Origin of the sequence: Paenibacillus sp. IITD108, assembly GCF_036541265.1 — a bacterium.
Classification (GTDB): domain Bacteria; phylum Bacillota; class Bacilli; order Paenibacillales; family Paenibacillaceae; genus Pristimantibacillus.
Genome location: NZ_JAZHCT010000018.1, coordinates 1 through 19,052, shown reverse-complemented (window position 1 = coordinate 19,052; position 19,052 = coordinate 1). Strand labels below are relative to the sequence as shown.

15 protein-coding genes are annotated in these 19,052 nt (G+C 46.3%); 14 read left to right on the top strand and 1 reads right to left on the bottom strand.

From position 1 onward, the window contains the following. Positions 1–55 precede the first annotated feature (55 nt). The 12 genes from purM (at position 56) to V1L65_RS16400 (ending at position 14,865) form a co-directional block, all read left to right on the top strand. On the top strand, positions 56–1,099 hold the full coding sequence (gene purM, locus V1L65_RS16455; RefSeq protein ID WP_331700296.1) for a phosphoribosylformylglycinamidine cyclo-ligase: 1,044 nt from the start codon (positions 56–58) through the stop codon (positions 1,097–1,099). Continuing rightward, positions 1,099–1,713 (top strand): phosphoribosylglycinamide formyltransferase, encoded by a 615-nt coding sequence (gene purN, locus V1L65_RS16450; protein WP_331700295.1) that lies wholly within the window; start codon positions 1,099–1,101, stop codon positions 1,711–1,713. Before purM ends, purN begins: the two co-directional genes overlap by 1 nt. 26 nt (positions 1,714–1,739) lie before the next feature. Continuing rightward, positions 1,740–3,287, top strand: a complete 1,548-nt coding sequence (purH, locus tag V1L65_RS16445; protein WP_331700294.1) for a bifunctional phosphoribosylaminoimidazolecarboxamide formyltransferase/IMP cyclohydrolase — start codon at positions 1,740–1,742, stop codon at positions 3,285–3,287. 131 nt (positions 3,288–3,418) lie between these two features. Next, positions 3,419–4,684: a phosphoribosylamine--glycine ligase gene (gene purD / locus V1L65_RS16440; RefSeq protein ID WP_331700293.1), complete on the top strand. Its 1,266-nt coding sequence runs from the start codon at positions 3,419–3,421 to the stop codon at positions 4,682–4,684. 378 nt (positions 4,685–5,062) lie between these two features. Further along, positions 5,063–6,199: a polysaccharide deacetylase family protein gene (locus V1L65_RS16435; protein ID WP_331700292.1), complete on the top strand. Its 1,137-nt coding sequence runs from the start codon at positions 5,063–5,065 to the stop codon at positions 6,197–6,199. 40 nt (positions 6,200–6,239) lie between these two features. After that, positions 6,240–7,676, top strand: a complete 1,437-nt coding sequence (locus V1L65_RS16430; RefSeq protein WP_331700291.1) for an FG-GAP repeat domain-containing protein — start codon at positions 6,240–6,242, stop codon at positions 7,674–7,676. Positions 7,677–7,701: 25 nt separating this feature from the next. Then, positions 7,702–8,469 carry a response regulator transcription factor gene (locus tag V1L65_RS16425; protein WP_331700290.1) on the top strand — a complete coding sequence of 256 codons (768 nt, stop codon included), beginning with the start codon at positions 7,702–7,704 and terminating at the stop codon, positions 8,467–8,469. Next, positions 8,466–9,872: a sensor histidine kinase gene (locus V1L65_RS16420; protein WP_331700289.1), complete on the top strand. Its 1,407-nt coding sequence runs from the start codon at positions 8,466–8,468 to the stop codon at positions 9,870–9,872. The genes V1L65_RS16425 and V1L65_RS16420 overlap by 4 nt, the downstream gene beginning before the upstream one ends. Before the next feature lie 743 nt (positions 9,873–10,615). Continuing rightward, complete coding sequence (locus V1L65_RS16415) at positions 10,616–11,431, top strand: alpha/beta hydrolase (RefSeq protein WP_331700288.1); 816 nt, start codon at positions 10,616–10,618, stop codon at positions 11,429–11,431. Between the two features lie 468 nt (positions 11,432–11,899). Beyond that, positions 11,900–12,994, top strand: coding sequence for a DUF3048 domain-containing protein (locus tag V1L65_RS16410; RefSeq protein WP_331700287.1), 1,095 nt, complete (start codon positions 11,900–11,902; stop codon positions 12,992–12,994). 240 nt (positions 12,995–13,234) lie between these two features. Next, a complete protein-coding gene (locus V1L65_RS16405; RefSeq protein ID WP_331700286.1) occupies positions 13,235–13,846 on the top strand; it encodes a DUF47 domain-containing protein in 612 nt (203 codons plus the stop codon). A gap of 23 nt (positions 13,847–13,869) precedes the next feature. Further along, the gene (locus V1L65_RS16400; RefSeq protein WP_331700285.1) at positions 13,870–14,865 is read left to right on the top strand and encodes an inorganic phosphate transporter; all 996 of its coding nucleotides are present in this window, start codon (positions 13,870–13,872) and stop codon (positions 14,863–14,865) included. Between the two features lie 133 nt (positions 14,866–14,998). Here V1L65_RS16400 and V1L65_RS16395 read toward each other — a convergent pair whose 3' ends face one another. After that, positions 14,999–15,868: a helix-turn-helix domain-containing protein gene (locus V1L65_RS16395; protein ID WP_331700284.1), complete on the bottom strand. Its 870-nt coding sequence runs from the start codon at positions 15,866–15,868 to the stop codon at positions 14,999–15,001. Positions 15,869–15,983: 115 nt separating this feature from the next. On the opposite strand from V1L65_RS16395, the gene V1L65_RS16390 reads away from it, so the two are divergent. Continuing rightward, a complete protein-coding gene (locus tag V1L65_RS16390) occupies positions 15,984–18,005 on the top strand; it encodes a DUF5107 domain-containing protein (protein WP_331700283.1) in 2,022 nt (673 codons plus the stop codon). Between the two features lie 154 nt (positions 18,006–18,159). Next, positions 18,160–19,052: extracellular solute-binding protein (locus tag V1L65_RS16385; RefSeq protein ID WP_331700282.1), on the top strand; the 893-nt coding region annotated here is incomplete at its 3' end.

Genomic DNA, 19,052 nt, shown 5'->3' with positions numbered 1-19,052 from the left:
GCTATGAATCAACAGCGCCATTAGCTAATGTGCAGGATGAAGGAGTGGGTGGAACGTGTCAGAAGCGTACAAGAAGGCTGGCGTAGACATTGCCGCGGGCAATGAAGCAGTAGAACGTATGAAAAAGCATGTAAAAAGAACATATCGTCCTGAGGTGCTGGCAGAGCTGGGAGGCTTTGGCGGCTTATTCAGCTTGAATAAGGATAAATATGAGGAGCCTGTGCTTGTATCCGGAACAGACGGGATCGGCACGAAGCTGAAGCTGGCTTTTGCAATGGACAAGCATGATACGATCGGTATCGACGCCGTTGCGATGTGCGTGAACGATATTATCGTACAGGGTGCTGAGCCATTGTTTTTCCTCGACTATTTGGCATGCGACAAAGTTATTCCCGAGAAGATTGAAGCGATCGTAAAAGGCATCGCTGAAGGCTGCGTGCAGGCCGGTTGCTCGCTAATCGGCGGAGAAACTGCTGAAATGCCAGGCATGTATGCAGAAGGCGAATATGATATCGCCGGCTTTACGGTTGGTATTGTAGATAAGAAGAAAATGATCGATGGCTCAACCATTGCTGCTGGAGATGCAGTTATTGGTTTTGCATCAAGCGGTATTCACAGCAACGGCTTCTCTCTCGTTCGCCGTTTGCTGCTGGAAGAGGCGGGACTTAGCTTGAATGATGAGCTTGCAGAGCTTGGCGGAGCTAAGCTTGGCGATGTGCTGATCGAGCCTACACGTATTTATGTAAAATCCGCTTTGAAGCTGATCGAGCAAGTGAATGTAAAAGGAATGGCGCATATTACAGGCGGCGGCTTTATTGAAAATATTCCGCGTATGCTTCCCGATAACGTCAATGTAGATATTCAGTACGGCTCTTGGCCGATTTTGCCGATCTTTGATTTGATGCAGCAAAAAGGCTCTATTACGAATCGTGATATGTTCACGACCTTCAACATGGGCGTAGGCCTCGTTATTGTTGTGCCGGCTGATCAAGCTGAAACGGCACTCAGCATCGCAGCAGAGCTAGGCGAGCAGGCTTACCGTATCGGAACGGTTACGGAAGGAAGCCGCATCGTTACCTTTACAGGAGCGGAAGTATAATGACTCGCAAGCTGCGCATCGCTGTATTTGCATCTGGACAAGGAAGCAACTTTCAAGCGATAGCTGATGCAGTGAGTAACAAGAAGCTCGATGTATCCATCGAGCTTCTTGTTTGTGACAAGCCCGCCGCTCCGGTAGTGGAGCGTGCGCGCCGGAGCGGAGTGGATACGTTCCTATTCACTCCGAAGGAATATAGCTCGCGCGAAGCCTACGAAGCTGAGATTTTGGCGGAGCTGCAGAAGCGTGAAGTAGATTTAATCGTGCTTGCAGGCTATATGCGCATTATTACTTCTATATTAGTAGAGCCTTATTACGGTAAAATGATTAACATTCATCCTTCGCTGCTGCCATCCTTTCCAGGCGTCAACGCGATGGGACAGGCGCTCGACTATGGAGTGAAGCTAACAGGCGTAACAGTGCATTATGTAGATGGCGGCATGGACAGCGGCCCGATTATTGCACAGCGGGCTGTAGAAGTGCGCGGCGGCGAAACAGAGGAAAGCCTGGCAGAGCGCATTCATGCTGTCGAGCAGCAGCTTTATCCGGCCGTCATTGGACAGATCGCGGCTGGCAAAGTAACGTTGGATGGAAGACAAGTTGTAATAGAGGAGTAGGTTTTAAATACAAGGAGGGTATTGTAATGGCAATTCGGAGAGCGCTTATTAGCGTATCGGACAAAACAGGCATTGTTGAATTTTCTCGCGAGCTTGCTAATGCAGGCGTACAGCTTATTTCTACGGGTGGAACTTTTAGTTTGTTGCAAAAAGAGGGCGTTCCTGTCATCGGTATTTCTGATGTAACAGGCTTCCCTGAAATTCTTGACGGCCGCGTTAAGACGCTGCATCCTGCCGTACACAGCGGACTGCTTGCTGTACGTGATAATGAGGAGCACCAAAAGTCGATGCAGGAGCTTGGCATGGACTATATTGATCTTGTTATTGTAAATTTGTATCCGTTCAAGGAAACGATCTCCAAGCCGGATGTATCCTATGAGGATGCTATCGAGAATATCGATATCGGCGGTCCGACGATGCTGCGTTCTGCGGCAAAAAATCATGCCTTTGTTACTGTAGTGGTAGACGCAGGCGACTATGGCACGGTGCTTGAGGAAGTTAAAGCGGGCGGCGATACTACGCTGGAAACTCGTAAAAAGCTTGCTGCGAAAGTGTTCCGTCACACTGCTTCGTACGACTCTTTGATTTCCGATTACTTGTCCAAGCAGGTTGGCGAGCCTTTGCCAGAATCGTACACCGTTACTTACGAAAAAGTGCAGGATTTGCGCTACGGTGAAAACCCGCATCAGCAGGCGGCATTTTATCGCAAGCCGCTAGCAAACTCCGGCAACATTACAACTGCGGAGCAGCTGCACGGCAAGGAGCTTTCCTACAATAATATTAGTGACGCTAACGCAGCACTTGCGATTCTTAAAGAATTCGACGAGCCAGCTGTTGTAGCTGTGAAGCATATGAACCCTTGCGGCGTAGGTATAGGCGCAACGATTCATGAAGCGTATGAGAAAGCTTATGCGGCTGATCCGACTTCTATTTTTGGCGGTATTGTAGCGGCTAATCGTGTCATTGATGCGGATACGGCTGAGCTTCTCGGCAGCATTTTCCTGGAAATCATTATCGCGCCAGATTTCACTCCGGCAGCGCTCGATATTTTAACGAAGAAGAAAAATATCCGTTTGATGAAGCTGGGCGAGCAGGCGGCAGCTGGCGAGCGCCAGGCAGAATGGCTCGTTACGTCTGTTGAAGGCGGCATGCTTGTACAGCAAAGCGACGTTCACAGCGTGACAGAGGCAGATCTTGAATTTGTAACAGACCGCAAGCCGACTGAGGAAGAAATGAAGCAGTTATTGTTTGGCTGGAAGGTTGTCAAGCATGTGAAATCCAATGCGATTTTGCTGGCTAAAAATAATATGACGATCGGCGTTGGCGCTGGTCAAATGAATCGTGTAGGCGCTGCGCGCATTGCAATTGAGCAGGCTGGCGAACTGGCGCAAGGCTCCGCGCTTGCTTCAGATGCTTTCTTCCCTATGGGCGATACGGTAGAGCTTGCGGCAAAAGCAGGCATTACTGCGATTATTCAGCCGGGCGGCTCCATCAAGGATGAAGAGTCTATCGCAGCGGCAAATGCGAACAATATAGCGATGGTGTTCACCCGTGTACGCCATTTCAAGCACTAAGACCGATTTTACATCCATTCTGATCTAATTACTGTTGCAAGCTTGCTGCTATGCAGGTAATCTAGTAATAACAGCAAACAAGCCGTGATGCTTGTATTTATGGATCGCTTGAATAACTAGGGGGTAGCAGGATGCGTATTATGGTAGTAGGCGGCGGCGGCCGTGAGCATGCAATCGTATGGGCTTTGAAAAAAAGCGAGAAGGTAAAAGAAATTTTTTGTGCACCGGGCAATGCCGGTATTGCACAGCTGGCGGAGTGCGTTCCGATTAGCGTAATGGAGTTCGATGAACTGATCTCTTTTGCCAAGGATGCCTATATCGATTTAGTTATAGTTGGACCGGATGATCCGCTTGCTGCAGGCTTAGTGGATGCATTCGAGGCGGCAGGCATTCCTGCCTATGGCCCGAGCAAGGCTGCGGCCGAAATTGAAGGCAGTAAAATTTTTATGAAAGATTTGCTGAAGAAATATAATATTCCTACGGCGGCGTATGAGACGTTTACCGATTATGAATCAGCGCTTTCGTATTTGCGTGAACAAACTGCGCCGATCGTTATTAAGGCAGACGGCCTTGCAGCGGGCAAGGGCGTTACGGTAGCTTTGACTATGGAAGAAGCGGAGAAAGCACTCCGTGAAGCGATGGTTGATAAAGTGTTCGGCGATGCCGGCAATCAAATTGTAATTGAAGAGTTTTTGCAGGGGCAGGAAATGTCGATTCTTGCGTTTGTTGACTGCGAAACGGTTCGCGCCATGGTGCCGGCTCAGGATCATAAGCCTATATTTGACGGTGATAAGGGACCGAATACAGGCGGAATGGGCACCTATACTCCGCTGCCGCATATTGATCCTGCAATCGTGCAGCAGTCTATTGACACGATTATTATTCCGACAGCCAAGGCCATGGTAAGCGAAGGCCGTCCTTTCCGCGGAGTGCTTTTTGCGGGGCTGATGATTACGAAGGACGGTCCTAAGACGATCGAGTTCAATGCCCGCTTTGGCGATCCGGAAACACAGGTCGTGCTTCCGCGCCTTGAGACCGATCTTGTAGACATCGTGCTGGCGTCCTTGAACGGCAGGCTCGATCAGCTCGATATTCAGTGGAGCGATGAAGCGGCAGTATGCGTCATTGTGGCATCGGAAGGCTACCCTGGCTCATATCCAAAAGGAAAAGTCATTAGCGGGCTTGAAGCTGCCGAAGCGCAGGGCGCATTGATTTTCCATGCAGGAACAGCCAAGCAGGATGATCAAATTGTGACAAGCGGCGGTAGAGTGCTAGGTATTGTAGGCCGCGGCAGAGATATTGCGGAAGCGCGCAATCGCGCTTATGAGGCAGTAGCTGTCATCGATTTTGAAGGCAAGCAGAACCGTACCGATATAGCAGCAAAAGCCCTTGTTTAAAGCAAGCATGAAATAGCTCTAATTATTTCAATTAAAGATAGCCTCTTTGAAGCGCAGTGGACGAAATGCTTCGAAGGGGCTATTTAATTATTTATGCGAATGTTGGTCATGCTCTCTGAATAATTATGAGGTAACACTGGAAAATGTCGAAAACTAGCAACATTATGTTTCAAAAAGACGTTAGTTAGTATAAGTATATAAAAGGTTAAGAAGCTGTCAACTGCACAGCTAGTCTGCTGCAATCATCTTCCTATAATCACCAGCTTTATACGATGGACAAAGAGGTCGCTTGTTGTCGGATGTGTTACTTTTTTGTAACTCTATCGAAATAGGTTTTTAGTATAATGAGTTTAACAGCAAATGTAGAAGGTGATTCAGGTGGAAAATGAAGTAACGCGCAGAAAGCGCGGGTTAGCAGTAGTGATTTTAGCGACGATGGTTTTAATTGTGCTTGTCAGCGGATGTGCTCTGAAGGATACATTCAGCAGCGCAAAAAATGCAAACAAGTTTGGCGAAGGTCCTAACCTGCCGGACAAAGGCACAATTGTAGATCAGCAAGAAGGTAACGGACAGGGCGGTAAAGATTCCGATCATTCTAATGAGGGCAATCAGCCCGGTAAAAATAACGAAGGCGGCTCCTCGAACGGCAGCTCAGGCGGGCAAACCGATCCTGACAAGCAAACCCCGGACGGAGAAGGAGCTGGCAAAGGCGAGCAGCAGCCAGGAGCTGGGGGCGAGCCAGGCAATACTACACCACCGGAAGAGAATCACACAGACGATCCAACCAGTACGAGTAATCCGAATGGCACCGGCAAGCCAGGCGAGCCAGGGTCAACAGCAGAGCCAGACGGCAAGGATCCAGATAAAGCTGGCGAAGCAGGCAGCGGCAAGGACGGCAAGCTTCCTAATGTAGGCAGCGATAAGCCGAATCAGCCGGATAATAAGAAAAAAGTAATAGCTTTAACTTTTGACGATGGACCAGATATTAAATATACTCCTGCAATATTGGATACACTTAAGGAAAAAGGCGTTAAAGCTACATTCTTCGTTGTTGGCTCCCAAGTTGAAAAGTATCCGGATATTATGAAAAGAATTGTAGAGGAAGGCCATGCATTAGGCAATCATTCATTCGGTCATAAAGATTTAACCAAGCTTAACAAGACACAAATTCTTAATCAGATTGAATCGACGGATAAAGCAATCAAAGCCGCAATCGGCTTCTACCCAAAAGCTTTCAGGGCCCCGTACGGCGCTCTAAATGCGCAAGTTAAAAAGGTGCTGGAGGAAAAAGGCCGGTATCATGTCGGCTGGTCGGTAGATACGAGAGACTGGGCAGGCACGCCAATTGACGAAATGAGAGAAAATATTAAAACAAATTCTAAAGATAAAGGCATTATACTTATGCATTCATTCGGCGGTAAACATATTCAAAATACGGTAGATATGCTTGCGGATGTTATTGATGATTTAGAGAAGCTGGGCTATTCCTTTGTTACAACGGATGAGTTAAAGTAACAGAGTATGATGATGACAGCAGGGAGAGGAGAGACGTTTGTTGTACGATAAAGATCAACGCTATACTGGCTTTGCCATGCCGTTCGTGCTGCGAACGGCTCTTCTCTTTTTAATTGCTTTGCTATCGCTTATCGTTACGGGCTGCCGCTATACTTCCGCACCTGCGGATTTGCTGCAAAAGCCGTCAATATCCAAGGAGCAGCAGGAAATAATCGCAGCCCTGCAGAAGGCGATGCCGAAGTATAGCGTGCTGATGCTGCCTTTTCGCGATGATTCCAAGGAAGCGATCCGGCTCATTGATGTCAACGGCGACGGAGAAGAGGAAGCGGTCGTCACTTATTATAATGAGTTCAATATTCCCGAGCTGCTTATACTAAAAAAATCAGGCGACAGCTGGAAGCCTTGGGTCGTTATAGAACAGCCGACTGCTCGCGGAATGGAATGGCTGAAGTTTGTTGATTTGAATAATGACGGCCATCTTGAGCTGCTTGTCGGATGGGTCGGCTCATTTGAGAGCCCTAATACGCTGGAGCTGTATTCGTTCCAGACAAAAGGGGAACGGAATCAGAAGGGCAGCATGTCGATTAAACCGATTGAAGCGATCCCGTATTCCTATGCAGAAACGGGCATGCTTGGCGATAACGGCGAGACGATGCTAGCTGTTGTAACGGAGCAAGGGTCCAAGCAGCTTGAAGAAAGCAGCAGCTATCAGCTTGTGTTATATGAATGGAAGGGCGGGACGATTAGGCCCAAGGCGCGCCTAGCTCTTAATAATACAGTAAATAATTATGATCATATGCTTATCGGCAATATATCTGAGCAGCAAAAAGGAATCGTAGTGGAGGGCTCCTACGGCGCGCATGGCACGTATACGACGATGCTGCTGTGGGATGGCAGCACGCTTGACATCATATATCCGAATGAACGTTTAGGACAGGATGGAATAAGCTTAACGACTGTTTTTAGCGAAGACTTCAACGGGGATGGCATTGTTGAGCTGCAAATCAAGAAGGAGACTCCTGACAGCAAGGGGCTGCCCTATTCTGATACAAGCTTTACTACCTATTGGCAGCAATGGAACGGCAAGCATTTTGTGACGAAAGGCGAGCAGTTGCTTGATTACAGTTATGGCTACAAGCTGGATATACCGGATTCATGGCGAGGACGATATACATGGGAATATGGCAGTAATGAGTACGAGGCTGCCGTATTTTATTACTGGAATGAGCAATCCGAACAAAAGTCAGAGCTTGCAACCTTGTATGCAATTCCGCAAAAAATATGGAGCACCCATGACCAGGAATGGAAGGAAGAGGGCAGAAACTATCGCACCGTTATGATCGATAGCGGCAATGTGTATGCCATCTCTTTTGTTTCCAGTATTCCGCCGCAATTGCAGCAAATAGATCGGCAAATAGTTGAGGAAATGCTTAAAGTTGAAATAAACTTCTCCTCATATATAAGCGCGCTGGATTAAGGGATGTTGAGATGGAGGGAAACAAATGCGAATTTTACTGCTTGAGGACGAGGAAGCGATTCGTGGTTTTATAAAAATTAACTTAAAACGCAATGATATGGAAGTAGTGGAAGCGCAGACGGGAGAAGCAGCTTTGCATGAAGCCCTCCATAACGGACCGTTTGATATTGCGCTGCTTGACGTCATGCTGCCGACGATAAGCGGCTTTGAAGTATGCGAGCAGCTGCGGGAGCTTTTTCCGCGCATGGGCATCATTATGCTGACGGCCAAGTCGCAGGAAGAGGACAAAATTTACGGGCTTGAGCTTGGGGCGGATGACTATGTGCAGAAGCCGTTCAGCCCGGGCGAGCTGATTGCACGCATCAAATCGTTACGCCGCAGAATGATGGCTGATATGGATCACAGCTACAAGCAAAAGCAGCTGGAGCAGGAAAATGAGTCTGAGAAGCAGGACAAGCAGTCAGCGGCGGCATATGCTGCCGATGAGCTTATAAGCGGTGCATTCCGGTTGTCGATGCTGGAGCGGCGGCTTTGGAAGGACAATCAGGAAATCATATTAACACCGACAGAATGGTCGCTCGTTAAGCTGCTGATGGAGCGTGAAGGCGAAAGCATAAGCAGAGATTTTATTTTAACGGAAGTATGGGGAAGATATTATGTGGGCGATTTGAAAGTGGTCGATGTAAATATTCGCCGCATCAGACAGAAGCTGGAGCGTGATCCCTCTGCGCCGACTATTATTGAAACTGTTTGGGGCTTTGGCTATCGCTGGCAACGGAGCGAGTCGCAATGAAAAGTATTCAGACTAGAATGGTATGGAGCTTCCTGCTATTAATTGTGCTGGTAGTAGGTGTGCTCGGTTCCGTTTTTGCCGCTTTAATATGGAATTATTACTATGGCGGCTCCCAAAGCTCGGTTAAGCAAAGAGCAGAATCGACAGCTGCGCTTCATGGCCGCTCTTTATCTTCCCTAACCCTATATGGGCAAGCTGATTATATGCTGCAAAATTTGTCTGACAGCGGGACGACGAGAGTGCAGCTGCTTGATCATACTGGCCAGATTAGAATAGATTCAGACGGCTTTGCGCCGGAATATCGTTATAGAACTGCTGATGTAATGAACGCTTTGGCAGGGCAAACGAGTGACTGGAGCGGATTGGACCCTTATTATGGTGAGCGGGTTGTAGCCGTTACGATTCCGATCTGGAACGAATCTCGCATCGTATCGATGCTGCGATATTCCTCTTCTCTGCAGGAAGTAGACAGCATGGTTCAATCGCTCATTCAAATGGCTGCTATTGTTGGAATTGCCGTTATATTATTGTTTCTGGGACTTAGCTTATTTTTGGCGCAGCGTATTGTAAAGCCGATTCGGGAATTGACACGGGCTGCGCGCTATATGTCTGATGGGGACTGGACAAGAAGGGCGCTCAAACGCAGTGATGACGAGATTGGGCAGCTTGCGGAAACGTTTAACACGATGGTAAGCGAGCTTAACAAAAGAGAGCGTATGAAAAATGATTTTATATCTTCAATTTCCCATGAGTTAAGAACGCCTTTGACTTCCATCAAGGGCTGGAGCGAAACTTTAAATGAAGGCAGTTCGGAAGCTTCTCAGGAAGAGGTCAAGCTGGGCTTGTCCATAATTACGAAAGAAACAGAGAGATTATCCGGGCTTGTTGAGGATTTGCTGGATTTCTCCAAATTATCGGCACGCACCTTGCAGCTGTACACCGAAATTCTTCAATTGAACGGGATTGTAAAGGAAAGCGTACAACAGCTTATTGTTCGTGAGGATAGAACAGAGGTCAAATTAATTGATTCCTATAGCGACGAGGAAATATGGGTGCGGGTCGACGCTAATCGCTTCAAGCAGGTCATGATTAATTTATTGGACAATGCTTTTAAGTTTACGCTGCCAGGCGGGCTGATCCGTGTAACAACGAAGCTTGCGGATGGCAAAGCTGTTATTATCGTATCCGACACCGGAACGGGCATTGACGAGCAGCATATGCCGCATATTTTGGAGCGATTTTACAAAGGCAGCGCTGTGCAAGGCGGTTCAGGGCTGGGGCTGGCTATTTCCAAAGAAATCATTGAACTGCATGGAGGCTCGATTCATATTGCCAGTGAAAAAGGTGTAGGAACGACGGTAACTTTAACACTTCCGCAGGCGCTGCAGAACCAGGACTGTTAATTTTTCCAGAAAATTTCGTTGCGCTTAATGATTACGTATACGATAGCGATAATTGCACCGATAATGAGCAGCACATTTCCTATTTTGGCTTGCAGCCATTCTAACCAGACAGGCATAAAAAACACTCCTTATCCTTGATGATTTTATTTGCAGCTTTATTATTAAGGTGTTCGAAGTAGTGTTTTTTATGCCTGTTAAACATTGCATGCTGTTGTAAGCAACAAGTATTAAGGGACAGAAAGCATTGATTTTGATTGGCATTAGAGATGCGATTGCTTCCGCCTTTGCAGGATTGCAACAGCAGATCATTTTTGAAAACGGGGCATTTTAACGAATGATGATGCAAAAGTACAGTATTTTTTTCTTCAAATAACGAAATATAGTAAAGTCCTGCTAAAACAGGGTGTTGAAAAACTGTGCTCGAGAGGCTGTCCATTTGTAACGAATCCTCAAGACGCTATTTCGCATAAAATGTACCTTTTGAAATTCTTACGAATCTTAGCGGTGCTAGCGGTCGGAATCCCAATCTTGATTCGCAGTGATCCCCCTTTCGATTGCTTATTGCTTATCCACAATTAATCGACTGTCTCCTACGATTCGTTACATTTTCAAAATTAATCGACAGCCCTCTACGAACTATTGACAATAAATAAAAGAGGATGATATGATTGACTTAATTCAAACTAAACCAATCGGAATTATTATGATGATATAGATGAACGCATCCAGTAGGAGGAGTTACTTTGGAAAAAGCATTAACGCTGCGCCATAATGGAATAGAGCTGGCTGCTACCTTGCATTATCCGCATGGCTGCGAAAATGACAGCAAGAAACAGGCTATCATTATTTGCCATGGCTTTGTAGGAAGCCGGATTGGCGTCGACCGCTTATTTGTCAAAACAGCAAGAGCACTTGCTGCTGCCGGCTCTTATGTGATCCGGTTTGATTATGGCGGCTGCGGCGAGAGCAGCGGCGACTATGGCGCGCTCGGCTTTGAAGAAATGATTAACCAAACAAGAACGGTAATCGACTATATAGCTAGCATGGAAATGGTTGATCTCGGCCGCATAGTCCTGCTAGGTCATAGCCTCGGCGGAGCAGCAGCGCTTTTGACAGCCGTGCGCGACAAACGTGTGAAGCGTCTAATATTATGGTCACCGGTAGGTTATCCGTTTAATGATATCATCCATATTGTAGGCCGGAAAAAGTATGATGAGGCTGTAACGAAAGGAAGCACAGATTATTTAGGCTACACGCTGCAGCCTGTATTTTTTGAATCGCTCATGCAGCATCAGCCATTTCAGGCGGCATCGAAGTTTACTGGCGATGTGCTGCTCGTACATGGCACCAGCGACGACTGTATTCCAGTCGATTACAGCTTTCTGTATCAAAAGGTGTTTTGGACGAGAAGCGAGGGACTGTGCGACAAAGAGATTCTTTTTCAAGGCACTCACACTTATTCCAGCCGCGAGCAGCAAAATGAAGCGATTGAAATTACGAGCAAGTGGCTTGGCAATTTGGATCAGCGGCAAAAGCAGTGGCTGGATTGGAGTATATAATAGAGGAAAAGCTCAAAGCTCGTGTCTATACAGGCACGGGCTTTAAACTTGTTAACGAAGCTATCCCTTTCGTGGAAAGTGCCTAGCTGGTCAGTCGTTCCGCTAATGCACTGAAAATCGCAGTTTAGACGCAGCAAAGTGACAGACGTTCCGTTATTGGTCGATAAATCGCTGAAAAAGCCTCGTTTTTAGTCGAATAGCGGAATGTGTGGCCGCGAAAATTAAAAAATGCCCGTTTTAAGCTAAATAACGGAACGTGTGACCAAATCGATTACTGAAAAGTGCCCCCTGTTGCAATCAGTAACGAATCAGTAACGATTAGGAGACGTCAATTAAACAGGAGTCATCAATTAAATTTAAAAAATTAAAAAAGTATAAGGTTTGCGCTTTTCCTATCATTTTGTCGAGACATCTCGATATATATATGTTTAAATAATAGGTAGGAATATACAGAAGGGCAAGGTGCTGATGGACAAAAAAACAATATGGATTAGAGCAGCGATGCTGCTGATGGTCATCATGCTTAGCTTGACAGCTTGCGGAGGAGGCGATGGGAAACAGCAGCCGCCTGAAGAGACGCCAACGCAGACGCCAAGTGAAGAACCGACATTGCCAACGCAGGTCCCGGTTACATTTTCTGCGCCTTATACAGGCCTGCCTCACGAGGTAGAGCCGGTTAATCGTCCCATTGCGGTTATGGTTAACAATTTTTCAGCAGCCAGGCCGCAGTCAGGCTTAACGAATGCCGATGTTGTGTGGGAAGTGCTGGCTGAAGGCGGAATAACGAGACTCATCGCTATTTTTCAAAGTACAGATGCGTTGACTGACACGATTGGGCCAATTAGAAGCAATAGGCCTTATTTGATTGACGTAGCAGATAGCTACAAGGCGGTGATGTCTCATGCGGGCGCAAGTCCGGAAGGCTATGGTATTTTGCAAAAGCAAAAGAAGCCTTATTTGGACGAAATCTCAAATGCAGGCCCCTATTACTGGAGAAGCAAGGATCGCAAGGCACCTCACAATCTATACTCGAATCTGAAAAAGCTGCGTGAGGGAGCAGCAAAAAGAGGCTATGACAATGACAAGCCGCAAATTGCCTACACCTTTACTGAAGCAGGCTCAGTTGCAAGCGACCCGCTGGCTAAAACTGCGGAGCAGCTATCATTTATTTTTACATTGAAAAATTATAAGGTAGGCTATCAATATGATGCAAGTACCAGCGTTTACAAAAGAACGATTAATGGAGAGCCGCATATTGATAAAAATAATGATCAGCAGCTATCGGCTACTAACCTGATTATATTTGAGACCGCGCATAAAACGCTTGATAATGAAGGAAGATTGTCTGTAGATTTGACAAAGGGCGGAAAGGCGCTGTTGTTTCAAAAAGGTAAGGTGATGGAAGCCGAATGGGTAAGAGCGAGCGATGGCATGCTGCGCTGGGTTAAGGACGGTAAAGAGCTGGAGCTTATACCGGGTAAAACGTTCATACATATCGTTCCAAGCAAAGCATCGTTACTGGATCATATCACGATTGAGCAATCATCTGAGCAGACCTCATAAATTTAAATAAATAAAATGATACAATTAGTGAAACAATATATGCAAATTGACGGCACTTCTTCTAAATTTGAACAAATTATGACGAAGTTAGCCCAATTTGCATTTTTTTTTGAAAGAAATTTGTCATTTTTCACGATATGTTTACATTCCCTTAACAATTGGATTGTAAACTAAATGTTATGAACGTCGTCATTGCCTAAAATGACATCAATACATCCAATTGAAGCAAAGGGGATTACCATGTTTAAGAAAAAAGACATATTTTTTTCTACATTCGAAGAAATGGCGGACACTATCGTAGAAGCTGTGCAATATTTTGCAACTGGAGTTTCAGATTTATCAGATGTAAATGGTTTCGCCAAAAGGATGAAGGAGTACGAAAGCAAGTGTGATGAGTACACACATGCGATCCTGATCGAGCTTAACAAAACCTTTATTACCCCGATCGAGCGTGAGGATATTATGGCGCTCACGACATCATTGGATGATGTGCTTGATGGCATTGAAGCATGCGCGTCAAGATTTGCCATGTACCATATTCAAGAAAAGGATGAGTATATCACGCAATTTGCTGATATTCTTATTCGTTGTGTTGAACAGGTTAAAAATGCAATTGCATTGCTTACACATAAAAAATTGCTTGCTATGCGCCAGCATTGTATCGCGATCAACGAGCTTGAGAACCAAGCCGATGATTTGCTGCGCGTAAGTGTTACGAAGCTATTTGCTACCGTTACTGATCCGATCGAGCTTATTAAAAGAAAAGAAATTTATGAGCGTTTGGAGCAGACGACCGATTACTGCGAGGATGTTGCTAACACGCTAGAATCGATCATTATGCGTAACAGCTAACAAAGAGAGTAGGAATCGTTCTAATGGATATTTTTATTTTATGTATGGTCGTATTTCTAGCTTTGTCCTTTGATTTTATCAACGGCTTTCATGATACAGCCAATGCGATAGCAACTTCCGTGTCTACAAGAGCTCTGAAGCCGAGAGTAGCGATCCTGATGGCAGCAGTAATGAACTTCCTTGGTGCCGTTACGTTTACAGGCGTTGCCAAAACAATCGGGAGCGGCGTGGCAGACCCTTCCCAGCTCGCACATGGTGAAATTATCGTTATAGCAGCCTTGATCGGAGCCATCGCCTGGAACCTGATCACATGGTGGTTCGGCATTCCGTCCTCCTCCTCGCACGCGCTAATTGGCTCTCTTGCCGGAGCTGTTATTGCGAGTGCGGGTTTTAATGCGGTTAATGGCAGCGGGATTCTTAAAATTTTGGAAGCTTTGCTTATTTCGCCGCTTATCGCTTTTACTGCTGGATTTATTCTAATGTGGATTTTGAAAAAAATATTAGCCCGCGCCAATCCGCATCAGATCAACAAGGGCTTCCGTTATGGACAAGTTGTGACCGCGATGTTCCAATCGTTCTCCCATGGTACGAACGACGCGCAGAAAGCTATGGGTATTATCGTATTTGCGCTCGTAGCTGCAGGCGTTCAGGATAATATGGATGTTCCGCTATGGGTTAAATTATCAGCTGCGCTTGCGATGGCATTAGGTACTTCGGTAGGCGGCTGGAAAATTATTAAGACGATGGGTACGAAAATTTTCAAAATCGAGCCAGTGAACGGCTTTGCTGCAGATATGGGCTCGGCGGCTGTTATTATTACAGCGACTATGCTTCATCTTCCAGTAAGTACAACGCATGTTATTACTTCTTCTATTCTCGGTGTCGGCAGCGCGAAGCGCTTCTCAGCCGTGAAGTGGGGCGTAGCCGGACGCATCGTGATTGCATGGGTCATTACGATACCGATCACAGTGGTTATGTCTGCCCTTGTTTACTGGTTAATCTCGGCTATTTTCTTGTAAGAAATACAACATAAACCCCTCAGCATTTATCGAATCGATAGAACTGAGGGGTTATTTTTGAAAGCGCCAGTCCAAAGGACGGCGGAGCCGTTTATCCTTGTGCGCCTGAAAACGCAGCTGCTTCTCCTTGTATTTAAGTAACTCCTTTAAACATTCCTCTTCGTTTTCGGTCTTCTTTAGGACATATTCCTTCGACTTTCCGATACATTCTGCTGAAATACAATTGATCGCTAAACCCCACGATAACCGAAATTTGCCGAATCGTCAGATTCGTTTCAAACAACAGCTCCTTCGCTTTATTCAAACGATATTTCACAATGTAATCCTTTGGGGTCGTGCCGATTTGCTGCTTGAAAACTTGAATATACCGGCTGATGCTGAGTCCTGCTATATGGGCGATTTCGGGAATCGTAATCGGCTTATCATAATTGGAATGAATGTAAGTGATCGCAAGGTCGAAATTCGTTTGAGTTTCCAGCTGCCTGCTTGTAAAACGGGACTGTAAATAATTTCGCGAGATCACAGTAAGAATTTGCAGCAGCAGTGATGCGATATATACTTCATATCCGCTTCGCTGCGCGGCAATTTCATTTCTTGCCATATGGAATAAAGGGAGGAGGTCATCGCTGGGTGCTGCGAAAAATATGTTTCGATCGGCTAACTGAAGCTTCTCGAGGAGGCTCTCTATGCCATAGCCTGTGAAATGAATCCAAAGACTTTTGACCGGAGTTTCGTCGCTTAAGCTATAACGCTGCTCTTCTCCAGGCCGGTAAAGGACGGCCGTGCCGCTGGCCAAATCATAATCAATCCCTTTGGAACGGGCCTGGGCTGTTCCCTCTATATGATAGATGAGCAAATAGTCCGTTCTCCCGTGGTCTCGATAGCGTGTATAGCTTGTCTTTTCGAATTCATAATACCCTAGGCAATTGACTTGCATATACTCACTTAAATTAACGACGCCGGCAATGTTGGATTCAGGAATGGGATACAGTCCGAATTGCATGCTTCACCTCGCGAAATGCGTAATTAATCCATATAAATGCTAGATAAAACACTATGATGCAGCCTTATTATAGAATACGCTAGTAAAAAAGTATAGAAGAGGTGTATGAAGGGATATGAAACTTTATCGTTCGACCTTATCGATTCAAGGCGCACCGCTGGAAGGGGAAAATCCGCTTCCGATTTTTAGAAGTCCAGAGCGCAATCGAATAGTTAAAGAGAATGGCTCCCTCACCCCGGCACACAAGGAGTTGCTGGGCTATGAGACTGGCGAACGCTTCCTGCCCTATAGGATCCAGGACAGATATACGCGCAAGAAGCGGGAAATGACCCTGCAAACGATCGTAATCGAGAACGAGTTTCTAAAAGCAATTGTATTGCCTGAATATGGCGGAAGATTGTATTCCCTGCTGGACAAGCGCACCAACCGTGAAATTTTATATAAAAACCCAGTGCTGCAGCCGGCCAACCTGGCCATTTTGAACGCATGGTTTTCGGGTGGCATCGAATGGAATATCGGCCAGTTAGGCCATACCTTTACGACCTGCTCTCCTGTTCACGCAGCTAGGCTTACAGACAGCAAAGGAAATGAGTTTTTACGTTTATATGAATATGAGCGTTGTAAAAATGTATTTTGGCATATCGATCTCCATCTTCCTGACGGCTCGGAGCAGCTGCTCGTCTATGTAAGAATTGTGAATGACAACAGCCAATCTGTTCCGATGTACTGGTGGACGAATATCGCGGTAGACGAAACACCTAAGGCTCGGGTTTTTTCATCTACTAAAGAAGTCATTTATATTGATCCGCAAGCAGGCGGCTTTGGAGCAGGCGATTTGCCGATATTGCCGACGGTGTCTGAAACCGATGTTTCTTATCCGATGAACTTTCCGTTTTCCAACGAGTACTTTTTTCAAATTGCTGAAAATGATCCGTCGCCTTGGGAATCCATTGTATACGAGGACGGGAGAATGTTCTATGAGCGCTCTACTTCCTTATTACGGTATCGCAAAATGTTTTGCTGGGGCAATCATATAGGCGGAAGACGTTGGGGAGAGTTTTTGGCTGAGCCAGGGCAAGGCGCATATATAGAGCTGCAGGGCGGCTTTTCGCCTACCCAGCTGCATGGGATTGATCAGCCCGCTCATACGTCCTGGGCATTTACCCAGCTGTTTGGCGTGTCGCAGGTAGAGGCGGAGCAGGCGAATCAAAGTGATTGGAACGAGTCTCGTGCCTATGTAGATGAGCAAGTATGCCGTCTTCTTAGTGCGGAGCAAGTAAACGAAGTACACAGAGAGCTGCAGTTGTATGCCGAACAAGAACCGCTAGAAATATTGTTCACGGGATCGGGCTGGGGAGCTTTGGAGCAGCAGCGCCGTGAAAAGCTGGAAGGCCGAAGCGTGCCCAAGGGCTTTCTGTTTGAACGCGCGAGCTTGGATACACCGCAGCAGCCATGGTTGGCATTGCTGGAAACAGGCTGTTTTCCAGATATAGGAGTTGAGGCAGTACCTGCTTCTTGGATGATTCAGCAGGAATGGCTGGACTTATTGTCAGAAAGCCTTACAGTCAAAGCTAATGAATCATGGATTGCTTATTTGCATAAGGGTGTGATGCTCTACGAGCAAGGGCTGGAAGATGAGGCAATTCAATCCTGGGAATACTCACTGCAGCTGCAGCCGTCTGCCTGGGCATACCGCAACTTGGCTGTGGCTAGTGAACGCCAAATGAAAATGCAGCAAGCGGAAGCTTACTATGAAAAAGCTTTGCAGCTTACGGGGCAATTTCCAGATCGGGCGTTTGCGGAGGAATATTTGCGTATTCTCGTCAGCAGCAAGCAGTATGATAAAGCTTGGCAGGTTTATCAGACGCTGCCCGCGTCATTCGCTTCTAGTGAGCGAATCCAAATTATTGTCGGAGAAGCAGCTTTGATGCTTAACGAGCATGATTTTATGAAAAAGCTGTTTGCCTCAGAGTTTGCCATCGTTCGCGAAGGAGAGCTGTCCGTCATTGATCAATGGTATAAGTATCATGCCAAGCAACTGGCGGATGCTCAACATGTTGAGCTAACAGAGGAGCTCATAGCAGCAGCTGTTGAGCAATTCCCTCCTCCAGCCAATTTAGATTTCCGCATGAGCTAGCATGCAGCTGACCGATCGCGAAGGCGATTCGGTCTTTTTTTTTGAATCCAAATCGGTAAATTCAAAGGAACTGGAAAATTGTATGTGCTTGAAAAATGCAACTTGTTACTTCAAATGCTTTCTATTACTATAGGAAGCAGGGGGGATATTCAGTATGTACAATGTTTCCGGGAAACTTGCACATTTTATTGTTATCGCTTTCATTATGTTGATTGCTGCTGCATGTTCATCTGACTATACACAAAAAGAAGCAGCATCAGAGGCTAAGCCGTCCATCACAGTAGGAATCTATGACAGAGGAAGTATTCCTGAGGGCGAAGGAACGATTGACAATAATCGCTGGACACACTGGATTAACGAGCACAGCCCGGTCAATGTGAAATTTGTGCCCATACCTCGCGGTGAATCTGTTCAAAAATACAAAGTGTTGTTCGCTTCAGGTCATGCACCGGATTTAATTTTGGATTTTGATTCCTCCTTTCTTGCGCAACTCATTGTTGATGATCAGGTTATTCCGATTGACGAGCTGGTTGAGCAGCACAGCACGATTTACAAGCAGCTGCTGGAGCAGTATCCGCTAGTACGCAGGCTGACTACAGAGCCTGATGGAAAAATGTATCTTATCGCCCAGATTACAGGGCTCAAAACGAATCATTCTTTGCTGATCAGGCAGGACTGGCTTGATGTATTGGGGCTGGAAATGCCGAAAAATGAGCAGGATTTGCTGCAGGTTGTACGCGCGTTCACTTTTGATGATCCGGATAGGAACGGCATCGATGATACGTACGGCATTAATTTTACAGGGCTAGGCTCTCTGCTTAACGGAAAGGTTGCGGGAGGAATACGTCCGCTCGATATGATGTTCCGCAATGTGGGCTATATTTTGCAGGATGAGAAGGTCATAAGAGCTTGGAAGCAAGCCGAAGCAGCGCTTGATTACGCCAAGCAGCTATATAATGAAGGGGCGATTGACCCGAATTTTCTGACCGATAAGGACGGGGAAAAGGCCAAGCTTGATTTTGTGAGCGGCAAGCTCGGCATTTTCTG